Annotated in this window: 9 protein-coding genes; 8 read left to right on the top strand and 1 reads right to left on the bottom strand. The window is 68.2% G+C overall.

The annotated features are described in order from the left end of the window. The first annotated feature begins 42 nt into the window (after nt 1-42). The 6 genes from A3CU_RS0120195 (at nt 43) to A3CU_RS0120170 (ending at nt 6,751) form a co-directional block, all read left to right on the top strand. The gene (locus A3CU_RS0120195) at nt 43-816 is read left to right on the top strand and encodes an IclR family transcriptional regulator (protein WP_027943846.1); all 774 of its coding nucleotides are present in this window, start codon (nt 43-45) and stop codon (nt 814-816) included. Nucleotides 817-1,066: 250 nt separating this feature from the next. Continuing rightward, on the top strand, nt 1,067-2,689 hold the full coding sequence (locus tag A3CU_RS45680) for an AMP-binding protein (protein WP_052371898.1): 1,623 nt from the start codon (nt 1,067-1,069) through the stop codon (nt 2,687-2,689). A gap of 10 nt (nt 2,690-2,699) precedes the next feature. Continuing rightward, entirely contained in the window at nt 2,700-3,920 is a 1,221-nt protein-coding gene (locus A3CU_RS0120185; protein WP_027943845.1) for an acyl-CoA dehydrogenase family protein, read from the top strand. Between the two features lie 22 nt (nt 3,921-3,942). Next, complete coding sequence (locus A3CU_RS0120180; RefSeq protein WP_027943844.1) at nt 3,943-4,692, top strand: enoyl-CoA hydratase/isomerase family protein; 750 nt, start codon at nt 3,943-3,945, stop codon at nt 4,690-4,692. A 53-nt stretch (nt 4,693-4,745) separates the two neighbouring features. Further along, nucleotides 4,746-5,675, top strand: a complete 930-nt coding sequence (locus A3CU_RS0120175) for a VOC family protein (protein ID WP_027943843.1) — start codon at nt 4,746-4,748, stop codon at nt 5,673-5,675. After that, entirely contained in the window at nt 5,639-6,751 is a 1,113-nt protein-coding gene (locus tag A3CU_RS0120170) for an acyl-CoA dehydrogenase family protein (protein WP_211246466.1), read from the top strand. The genes A3CU_RS0120175 and A3CU_RS0120170 overlap by 37 nt, the downstream gene beginning before the upstream one ends. An 80-nt stretch (nt 6,752-6,831) precedes the next feature. Here A3CU_RS0120170 and A3CU_RS45675 read toward each other — a convergent pair whose 3' ends face one another. Continuing rightward, nucleotides 6,832-8,403, bottom strand: a complete 1,572-nt coding sequence (locus tag A3CU_RS45675; RefSeq protein WP_245617223.1) for an arabinofuranosyltransferase AftB family protein — start codon at nt 8,401-8,403, stop codon at nt 6,832-6,834. A 292-nt stretch (nt 8,404-8,695) separates the two neighbouring features. Between A3CU_RS45675 and A3CU_RS0120160 the strand changes: the two genes are divergently transcribed. Both A3CU_RS0120160 and A3CU_RS0120155 read left to right on the top strand, forming a co-directional pair. Then, nucleotides 8,696-9,244: a hypothetical protein gene (locus A3CU_RS0120160; RefSeq protein ID WP_156960441.1), complete on the top strand. Its 549-nt coding sequence runs from the start codon at nt 8,696-8,698 to the stop codon at nt 9,242-9,244. A gap of 467 nt (nt 9,245-9,711) precedes the next feature. Beyond that, nucleotides 9,712-11,349, top strand: coding sequence for an MFS transporter (locus A3CU_RS0120155; protein WP_027943840.1), 1,638 nt, complete (start codon nt 9,712-9,714; stop codon nt 11,347-11,349). The last annotated feature ends 46 nt before the right edge of the window (nt 11,350-11,395 follow it).

Genomic DNA, 11,395 nt, shown 5'->3' with positions numbered 1-11,395 from the left:
CACTGCCGGGCGCGTCCGGGTCGAGGGACATACGATTCTGCTGTGAAGAACAAGCCGCAGTATGCGATCGAGTCGGTGGACCATGCGCTCCACCTGGCGACGCTGTTGCAGCAGGAAGGTCCGCTTCGCGTCTCGGAGGCGGCCGACCGGCTCGGCGTCTCCCGGTCCACCGCGCACCGGCTGCTGTCGATGCTGGTGTACCGGGACTTCGCCGAGCAAGGTGGTGACCGCCGGTACCAGGCGGGTCCGGTGCTGCGCGCGGCCGGCACCAGCGGCGCGCCGGTCGCGCTCCTGCGGAGAGTCGCCCTGCCGCACATGCAACAGTTGGTGGCACGCGTGCGGGAGACGGCGAACCTGATGGTCCGGGTGGACGCGAGTGTCCGGTTCGTGGCCTCGGTGGAGTCGGACCAGGTGCTGCGCGTCGGCGACCGAGTGGGCCGCGTCCTGCCCGCGCACCTGGCGTCCGGGGGCAAGGCACTGCTCGCCGCCCTGCCCCCGCACGAGCTTGCCGAGCTCTACCCGGACCCGGAGGCCGCCGGGGTGAACCTGCCGAAGCTCCGCCGCGAACTGGGACTGGTGCGCAAACGGGGGTTCGCGATCAACGACCAGCTCACCGAAACGGGCCTCACCGCCCTGGGCATGGTGATCCCGGAACCCGACGGCCGGCCGTTCGCGGCGCTGTCGATCGCCATGCCCGCGGTCCGGTTCGACCGTGACCTGCTGTCCACCTGGGTGAGCGCACTGTCCACGGCGGTCACCGCAACCGACCGCGATCTCGCGGCCGCGCCTGTCCTGGGCCAGTCCCGCGGAAGCTGACGGCGTCCGTTCGGCTGGGCGGTGACGTTCGCCTGCTTTCCGGCTTCCTTTGTCGCCAAAAATCAAACGCCACCTGGACCCGCTCCGACCTGCGGAAAGTGTTGGTGTTCACCGGCCGGAGGGCGACCGGTGAACTTTCGGCGGGGTTGGCTAACAAGGCTTTTCGTGTTCGGATGGGATCAGTTGGCTGACCGGTCCGGGCAGCGCTGGACCGGCACAGGACCACTGTCGGGGCGCCGTCGGAGGTGTTATGCGCGAGGCGATGCTGGAGGATTACGTCCTTGGCGACGTGCTCAGGACACAGGCCAAGGCCCATCGGAACGACACTTTTTTGAAGTTCTACGAAGGTGATGTCAGCTACGGCGAGGTCGACGAGATGGCCGACCGCGTGGCGCAGGGCTTGATCGCGTGCGGTGTGCAGCGCGACGACCACGTTGCGGTGATGCTGCCCAACTGCGCCGAGTTCGTCCATCTGATGTTCGCCTTGGCGCGGCTCGGCGTGGTCGCGGTGCCGGTCAACACCGCCCACAAGGGCGAGTTGCTCCGCCATGTGCTGACCAGTTCGGACGCGACCGTGCTGGTCATCGACGCAGACTACTTCGACCGGCTGGCGCCGTTGGCGAACAAGCTTCCCGGCCTGCGCCGGGTCGTGGTGCGGCGCGGATCCGGTGACATCGGTGGCGGGCCGCAGCCGCTGACCACGCCGTTCCTGAGCTGGTCGAACCTGCTCGACTTCGGTGCCGACGCACCCCGGTCCGGCGTCGGGTTCCATCACCTGCAGGCGATCATGTACACCTCGGGCACGACCGGGCCGTCCAAGGGCGCGATGTGCTCCCACGCGCTGGCGCTGACCTGCGCCTACGATTCGCTGAACTACCTGGACCGCTGGGGCAAGACGACCTACTGCCCGTTGCCGCTGTTCCACGCGGCCGGACTGTGGGACGGGGTGCTCTCGGCGCTCCTGTCCGGTGGGGCGATCGCGATCGTGGACAAGTTCCACGCCTCGAAGTTCTGGGACGACGTGCGGTACTTCGGCGCGCAGGTCGCGATGAGCGTGTTCTCGATGATCCCGATCCTGCTCAACCGGCCACCCGACCCGCGCGACCGGGACCATCCACTGGAAACCTTCTACATGGGCAAGTCCGGACTGGACGAACCGCTGCGGGAGCGGTTCGGGGTGCGGTCGGTGGAGACCTACACCAGTACCGAGGTCGGGATCGCCACCGGAAGCCCGTACGGCGAATGGAAGATCGGTTCCTGCGGCACCGCGCACGACGAGCGGTTCGAGGTCGCCGTGGTCGACGAGAGCGATCGCGAGGTCGGTCCCGGTGAACCCGGCGAGCTGGTGGTACGGCCGAAACAGCCGTTCACCGTCACCACCGGCTATTACGGTGCGCCCGAGGCGACCGCGCACTGTTTCCGCAACCTCTGGTTCCACACCGGCGACCGGGTTTGGCGGGACGAGGACGGGTACTTCTACTTCCTTGACCGGATGAAGGACTCGATCCGCAGGCGTGGCGAGAACATCTCCGCCTTCGACCTGGAGTGCGAGGTCAACCTGCATCCGGCCGTGCTGGAATGCGCCGCCATCGGCGTTCCGTCCGAATTGGAGGACGAGGACGTCAAGCTGGCCGTGGTCCTGCGGCCGGGTGTCAGTCTCGACCCGGAGGAACTGATCGCGTTCTGCGAGGAGCACCTGCCCCGGTACATGATTCCCCGCTACGTCGAGTTCCGGGATGCGTTACCGCGCACACCCACCGACAAGGTGGCAAAGTATCGGTTACGGGCCGAGGGTGATCGCGGCATCACCGATGGTACGTGGGATCGCACGGCCGCGGTCTCCGGTGACGAACCGATAGCGGCGGACGGGTAGGGACGAGCAGATGCACTGGGACGATACGTCGGAGCAGGCGGCGTTCCGCGATGAAGTGCGGACGTTCATCGCCGAACGCTTCCCGGCCGGGTACCGGCCGGACCCGGCGGCCGAGCACAGCTTGGAACCGGAGGACGTCTGGGGCTACAACTGGCCGGTCGACCGGTTCAGTCCCGACCCGGACAGGCGCGATGGCGCCCGGAGATGGGCCGCCGTGCTGGCCGAACGCGGCTGGATCACGCCGCACTGGCCGAAGGAGTTCGGCGGGGCGGGACTGAGCTCGTTCGAGGAGTTCGTGCTGCACGAGGAGATGATGCGGGCACGGGTCCCGACCGTGAACGGGATCGGGGCGTTCCTGCTCGGTCCGACGTTGCTGGAGCACGGAACCGCCGAACAGAAGGCCGAGCATCTGCCGCCGATCGCGCGCGGCGAGCGGACCTGGGCGCAGGGTTTCTCCGAACCCGGGTCCGGCTCGGACCTCGCCTCACTGCGCACCACCGCGGTGCGGGACGGCGACCACTACGTGGTCAACGGGCAGAAGGTGTGGACGTCGCTTGGCCAGTATGCGGACTGGCTGTTCGTGCTGGTGCGCACCGCCCCGGAGGCGCCCAAGCATCGAGGCATCACCTTTCTGTTGGTGGACACGGCAACCCCAGGGGTGACCATCCGGCCGATCGAGGACATCCGCGGTGCCACCCCGTTCGCCGAAGTCTTCTTTTCGGACGCGCGCATTCCGGTGCGCAACCGAGTCGGTGACGAGAACCGCGGCTGGTACATCGCGATGACCGCGTTGAGCTTCGAGCGCGCCGGCATCGGGGCCACGGTGAAGTTCGAGCAGGCGCTGAAACGGCTCGTGGAGCACGTGCGCGCGAACGGGCTCGGACCGGACAAGGCCGCTGTGCGACACGAGATCGCCCGCCGGTATACGGAGATGCGGGTGCTGTACAACCTGGCCCGCCACACCGTGTCCGAGCAGGCAAGGGGTGGCGTGCCCGGCTACGAGGCGTCGGTGAACCAGTTGTTCGGCGCCGAGTTGGCGCAACGCATCGCCCGCACCGGGACCGCCGTGTTCGGCCAGGACGCGCGCCGGTGGGACCGGACCGGGCAGCCGCTCGCCGCCGCGTTCACCCACCTGAAGTTCGACGCGGTCGCCGCGACCTTCCTCGGCGGCACAACGGAGATCCAGCGCAATGTCATCGCCACCCGTGGCCTCGGCCTGCCCCGGAGTTGAACCCAGACTGGAGAAGGAGCGCATGAGCTACGAGACCCTTGACATCAAGATCGAAGACCGGATCGCCTGGCTGACGCTGAACCGCCCGGAGAAGCTCAACGCGCTGACTCCCACCTCGATGCACGAGTTGCGCCAGGTCTTCACCGAGATCGACGACGACGAGGACGTCTGCGTAGCGGTGTTGCGTGGCGCGGGCGAACGGGCGTTCTGCGCCGGCATGGATCTGGACTGGTCGGAGTCGCTGACCAGGAAGGACCGGATCGAGCAGGGCAGGCTTGGCGAGAAGACGTTCGCCATGATGGAACGGCTGTCCATCCCGGTGATCGCGGCCGTGCACGGCTATGCCGTCGGCGGCGGCCTCGAACTGGCGCTCGCCGCCGACTTCATCGTCTGTTCGGACAACGCGAAGATGGGTCTTGTCGAGATCACCCTGTCGGCGAAGCCGCCGTACCAGCCGAAGTTCATGGACGGCAAGGAGGATCCGGACCAGCCCGAGTTCGGCGGCTCCGCGCCCGGCTGGGGCGGGGTGAAGCGGCTGCCGCAGCGGATCGGGAAGGCCCGCGCCAAGGAGTTGCTGTTCACCGGCATCCGGCTGGATCCGGAGCGGGCGTTGCAGCTGGGCCTGGTGAACAACGTCTTCCCGGCCGACGATTTCGACAAGGAGGTCGCCGGGCTGGCCCAGCGGATTGCCGCGATGAACCGGTACAACCTGCGCCTGGTCAAGGAACTGGTGGAGAACGGCTACGACTGGATCGAGCCGCATCCGAGCTGAGAAGTCCGGAAGGTTCATGGGCGATGCGGCACGTTTGCTGCTGAGAGGGCGTTATGCGGATCTATCGGATCGACCACATCGCAACCGTCACACCCGACCTGGAAAGGCAGGTCGGCTTGCTGGAGGGGCTGTTCGGCTTTCGCCGGCTGTCCACATGGGACAATCGGGCGCAGGGGGTGCGGGGCGTCCGGTTCGCGGTGCCCGGCTCGTCCGGGCAGGTCTGGGAGGTGCTCGCGCCTTCCGGCGACAACTCGCCGATCCAGGCGGCGCTCGACGACAACGGCGGCCGGGCGGGGTTCCACCACGTCGCCGTGGAGGTGCCCGACCTGGACGCGGCCGTGCGTGAACTGGACGAGCTCGGCATCACGACGACCACGCAGTCCGGCTGGGTCGAGGCGTCGCTGACCCCGCCGAAGTCGGGCAAGGGCGTGTTGTTCCGGCTACGCGGCCCCGGCAGCCTCGCGCTCTGCGGCGACGAGGCGGCGGTTCCGGCGGAGCGGACCGAACCGGACGGGCCGACCCTGGGCATCCTCAACGTCGACCACGTCTGCCAGGCGTTCCCCGACCGGGACGAGCTGGCCGCCTGGTACGCCGCCCTCGCCGGTTTCGTGCAGGTGTGGCGCACGCCGATCGACGAGCACCCGGACATGGCCGACCTCGTGCTGAACATCCCCGGCTCGTCGATCTGCTGGGAGATCATCATGCCGCGCGGTGACGACTCGTTCATCGACCGGTTCCTCTCCCGGAACGGCCCGGCCGTGCACCACGTGACCTTCCAGGTGTCCGACTGGGACGCGGCGCTGGCCGCGTGCGCGCACCACGAGATCCCGACCTTCGACGACGAGACCGGGGTCACCGACGGCGCCGCGTGGAAGCACACGTTCATCCACCCCAAGCACGCCGGGGGAGTACTGGTGCAGCTCTTCTGGGAGGAGCGGCCCGGCGTGTGGGTGCGTTCGGACAAGATCCCGCCGGAGAGCTGATGGACCTCACCCTCACCGAGGATCAGCGCACGATCCAGGCCACCGCACGAGAACTGCTGAGCGCCCGCGCGGCCGTGGCCGGCGCGCGGGCGGTCGCCGGCGACCCGGCCGGCTACTCGACGCAGGTGTGGAAGGAGATGGCCGAACTCGGCTGGCCCGGCCTCGCTTTGCCCGAGGAGTACGGCGGCGTCGGCCTGGGCTTTTTGGAGCTGTGCCTGGTCGTGGAGGAACTTGGCCGGGCGCGCGTTCCGAGCCCGTTCCTCCCTACCGTCGCCTGCTGCGGTATGCCGATCCTGCGGCACGGCACGGACACACAACGGTCCGAATGGCTCGGCGCGATCGCGCGGGGCCAGGTGTTCACCTACGTGACCGACACCGACACCAGCGCGCAGATCGCCGCCGAGCGGTCGGCCGACGGCCTGGTCCTGAACGGGACCGCGCTGTTCGTGCCCTACGCCGACGCCGCCGACCGGCTGGTCGTCGCGGCCCGGGACGGCGACGACACGATCGCTGTAGTGGTCGACACGGCCTCGCCGGGGCTGGATCTTCAACGCCTCGACGTGGTCGGCGATCCGGCGAACCGGGTGCGGTTCGAGCACGTGTCCGTGCCCGGTGACCAGGTGCTCGGTGCGGGCGCCGCGGAGGCGATCGGCGCGTACGGCATCGCGGCGACCTGTGCGGAGATGGTCGGCGGCGCCCAGGGCGTGCTCGACATGACCGTGGCCTACGCGCGGGAGCGGGAGCAGTTCGGCAAGCCGATCGGCGCGTTCCAGGCCGTGCAGCACCACTGCGCCAACATGGCGATCGACGTGCTCAGCGCGCGGCTGGCGGCGTACGAGGCGATCTGGCGGCTGGGGTCCGGCCTCGACGCGGACATGGAGCTGGCGATGGCGAAGTCGTGGGTGTCCGAGGCCTACCTTCGGGTGTGCGCGCTGGGCCACCAGGTGCACGGCGCCATCGGCTTCACGGCCGAACACGGCCTGCACCACTACTCCGAGCACGCCTTCGCGTCCGCACTCGCGTTCGGGGACGCCGACCGGCACACCGAGCAGGTCGCCAGAAAGCTGGGAATCTGAGCGCCGCCCGGCTTGCCGGCCGGGTATGTCACCGCATCAAGCGCGGAGCGCCGGTGAAGTCGACAGGCTGACGAGCAAGCTCAGGAGCCCGCTCCTGAGCAGGCACGGGCTGGATCGGGGTCATACCGCAGGGACGTCCGGTCGAACGAGCCCCTCAGGTTCCGCCAGAACTGTTGTGGCGTGAGGGGTGCGCGTACCGACTCGAGCATCTCGGCGATTGCGGGACAGGCCAGCGCCTTCACCGCGGGGCCGCCATAGCCGGTGTCGGCCATGTCCCAGTCGGCCGAGATCCGCTTGTCGTGTCCGGCTCGCCCGTCCGGCAGGTTGCTGGCGTGCGCGGCCAGCGGATTGGACAGGCCGATCGGGTCGTGCACCGTCACCTCGAGCGGCGTGAACATGCCGATTGCGCCGATGGAGTAGCTCAGGATCCTGCCGTCCGGCAGGACCGCCGGATCGCGCACCGCCGAAACGTTCTGGAAGTCCTCGGCGAGGATCGGGTGTTCCCGGCCGGTCGCATTCACCCAGAACGCGCGTTCGTCCGCGATCTGGGTGCCGGCAGCGAATCCCGGCGCGTAGGGGACGCGTAACGACGTGCCCGCGACCAGGGCCCAAGCTCCCACCCCCGCCGCGACCGCCCACTGCTTGGCCGGCAGTACGAGCACCGGCAGCAGCACCGCGAAAATGGCTGGAAGCAGCATCCGGCCGTGCATGAAATCGCCGCCGACCCGCACGGTGTAGATCGCCAGCCCGATCCCGGCCACGACCGGTGCGAGCGTGACGACCCGGCGTGGGTTCGACCGCAGTATCCAGGCCAACACGCCCGCCAGCGCGAGCAGGGGCAGCCACAACAGGTAGGCGTCGTTGAGATCGGTGAGGTAGTACAGGCCGCGCATCCACCGGTGTCCCGAGGCCTCCTTCGCCAGCGCGGTGTTCGGCGTGAGCAGACCGTAATAGCCCATGCGGAAGACCTGGTACACCAACGGCAACGATCCGGCGACGGCGAGCCAGGCAACGGCTCGTCGCCAGCCTGGCCGGCAGACCATCAGCAGTGCCCCGAACATGACCATGCTGAACAACGCCAGCTCCGGCCGCACGAGCGGTCCGAGGCCGATCACCAGCGCGACCGGCCAGATCCGCCGCGCGGTGCCGGCCCGGACGAGGAGCCACCAGGTCGCGCCCAGCCACAGCGTGACCAGTCCCGTCTCCAGGCCGGATGTCGCGAAGTCCAAGAACGGTGGCACCGTGCAAACGACGAGCACCCCGGCGGGCAGCACGGCTCCACGATGCAGCCGGCGCGCCGCATCCAGTCCGAGAACGAGCCCACCGACAGCGCAGGCCAGCCCGGTGCCTACGGCGAGCCACTCCAGCCGCAGCCCGGTCAGGCCCAGCAAGGCGAGGATCGCCGTCCACAGTGCACTGGTGTTGACCTCTACCCGCTCACCCACGTTGTACACCGGGCCGTTGCCGTCGAGGATCTGCCGCACGGTACGCAACACGATCAAGCCGTCGTCGCTCATCCACCGACGCTGCCAGGCGAGCACCGCGAACAGGCTCGCGATCACGCCGATCACCACGAGGTTCCACCGATGCCGGACCTGCCTGGTCTCGGCGACCGGAACCTCCGCTTCCGCAAGAATCACGTACTCACTCACGCGCAAGATCGCCTCAAGGTTGCACGACGTGTTCGATCCAACCCGAAGCCACGTCCGGTCGTGAGTAAGCAGCGCAGATCTGTGGGTACAGCACGTGCCGCGGGGTGACCGGTCAGCCAGACGGCAGTGTCACCATGTTCGCCGAACATCCGCGGTACCCGAGCACGGTGGCCGGTTGCTCGCCCTCGTAACCGATCCGAAGTTGCCGGTCTGACGTTCGCGCGTGGTGATCTGAACCGGTCGGTACCGCCGCGCGTATTTCCGGGGCGTACCCACAACCAAGGAGGTCTGCATGAGACGTCGGCCTTTGGCACTGGTCGGATCACTGCTGGCACTGTCGGTCGCCGTGCCCGCCATCGCGATGGCGTCGGATGGTGCCAGGCCCGTCGCCCCGAGCGCGGCGGCCGCGCACGCCGTCCAGAACGTGCTCAAGTTCGATGTGATGACCCCGCTGACCGGGCCCTACATCGGTGCGGCGAATCCCATCCGCGGGCTTTCCGGTGGCGGCCTGCCGTGGGAGGTCCGGGAGGCGAAGGGTGAGGTCCATACCGATGGGAAGGTCAAGGTCAAGGTGCGCGGCCTGACGCTGGCGCACCATGACCCGGTCCCGGTCGGCCAGCAGGGTACGAACCCGTCGGCGCAGCTCAAGGCAATCGTCAGCTGCCAGACCGTCACGGCCGGTGCCCCAGCCGTGGTCAACGTCGAGACTGCCCCGGTCCCCGCGACAAGGACCGGTGACGCGACGATCGAGGGGACCGTTTCGCTGCCGTCACCGTGCATCGCGCCCATCGTGTTCGTCACTTCCCCGGCGAACGCGTGGTTCGCCGTGACGGGCGCGTAACGGGTTGATCCGGTCTTCGATGATCCCCGCTGTTCCACGGCAGGTGAGCCCCGCGGCGACCGCATCGGTGAGCGCGGCGCGGGGCCACCACGAACGACCGGAGTCCTGGTTGGTCGTCGGCGTCCGCGGCGGCCAACCAGGCCTCAGAGTTCTCCTGCGCAGCGAAGCGATGGTGTTGCATCAGTCCGGGACCGCATGACTTTGCAACCGCCGTGCTCAGCAGGTCGGCTGACGTGTGAGTTAAAACAAAAGCCCAGAAATTGACCGGGGCGCGATTTTATGCCCCCGGCGACTCGCTGAATCAACGATTTTTTTGACCAGCACTCATTTGACAACGGCCTGGCAATATGTCCTCGGCGACTCGCTGAAACCACCGTTTGTTCACGGGTGCTCAGAAATTGACAGAGGCGTGACGATTGTCTACGGTCCAATCGTCAGGTCTTTACTGATCGCTCCCGAAGGTATTCATGACCACGTCCCCAATGCTGCCGAAATTCAGGCAGCAGTTGATCCTTGCTGTCCTCATGTTGTGCTCGCTGCTGATCTGGCTGGACAACACCGTCCTGAGTACCACCTTGGAGACCCTCGCGGACCCGGTCCGTGGACTGGATGCCGGCCCGGCCGAGCTGCAGTGGGCCACCGGCTCGTACACGCTGGCCTTCGCCACCTTGATGTTCACCGCAGGCGCACTGGGCGATCGTCTCGGTCACCGGACCGTGCTCGCAACCGGATTGGTGGTTTTCGCCGGGTCCTCGGTGTGGGCGGCGTATGCAGGCGACGCCGGCCAACTGATTGCCGCTCGAGCCGCGATGGGCGTGGGCAGTGCGCTGATCATGCCCGCCAACCTGGCCATTCTCATGTGGACCTTCACTGGCCCCGCGCGGGCGACCGCGATCGCCATTTCCTCGACATCCGCCGGTGTCGGAATGGCTGCCGGTCCGGTGTTGGCCGGGTTGCTTCTCGACCATTTCTGGTGGGGCTCGGTCTTTCTGGTCAATGTCCCGGTCGTGGCGCTGGCGTTGGTGGGGATCGCCGTGCTGGTCCCGAATTTCCGCAGCCCCGTCCGCCGGCCGCTGGACCCGGCTGGGATGTTGCTGTCGACCAGCGGGCTCGCCGCGTTGGCCTACGGGCTGATCCGCGCGGGGCAGGTGGCCGCCTGGAGTCGTACCGACGTCTGGGCGCCGATCGCCGTTGGACTGGTCCTGCTGGCCGCTTTCGTACTCGCCGAACTGCGAATCAAGGTGCCCAGCTTCGATCCCCGGCTGCTCGCGCAACGTGCCTTCGGTGGCGGTAACGCGGCGCTCGGATTGCTCCTCTTCGCGATCGCCGCCGTCACCTTCTATAACGCGTTCTACCTACAGGGCGCACGCGGCTTTTCGCCGATGGAGGCGGGCTTGGCCAGTCTCCCGACCGCGCTCGGTGCGACCCTGGGGGCGACCCTTGGCGCGCGTCTGGTTCGCCGCTGGTCGCTGCGTCCGGTCGCCGTACCAGCGCTCACCGTGGCGGCGCTGACCATGGGCGCGTACGGGTTCCTCGGACTGCAAACCCCACTCGTCCGGATCGAACTCCTGTTGTTGGTCCAGGGCCTCTCGATCGGCATGGTGATCGGCCCGGTGACGGCAGCATTGATCAGCTCTCTGCCGTTGGAACGGGCCGGTGCCGGGTCGGCCGTCACCAACACCGTGCGACAGGCCGGCAGCGTGATCGGGATCGCGGTCGGCGGCACGATCATGTCGATCGTGTATCGGCGCGCGATCGAACCCTCGCTGGGCGCTGTGCCCGGGCCGGAGCAGGACCGGGCGCGGGTTTCCGCCGAACAGGCCCGGCATGTCGCCACCGCGAGCCACCGGCCCGCTCTTGCGCACGCTGCCGATGATGCGTTCGTTCACGCTATGCACGTCGGCGCGGCCTGGATCATGCTCATCGCACTCGTCGGAGCGGTTGTGCTGCTGATCGCCTTGCGTCCGGTCGGAAAGCCCACGGCGCTGACACCGGAGGCGGACCACGATCGAGGAGGAGGCGGCCGTTCCGTGACCGGGGCGACCGTCCATTCCGGGGCCGACGACCAACCCGCTTATGCGGGCGACGACGTGGGCAGCCACTGACACAATGGGAATCGGACGTTGCGTCAGGCCCGCCCCGATCCAGTAG

This window comes from Amycolatopsis taiwanensis DSM 45107, assembly GCF_000519205.1.
Taxonomy (GTDB): domain Bacteria; phylum Actinomycetota; class Actinomycetes; order Mycobacteriales; family Pseudonocardiaceae; genus Amycolatopsis_E; species Amycolatopsis_E taiwanensis.
Note: the sequence above shows the minus strand (reverse complement) of the source record. Positions and strands in the feature narration are given on the sequence as shown.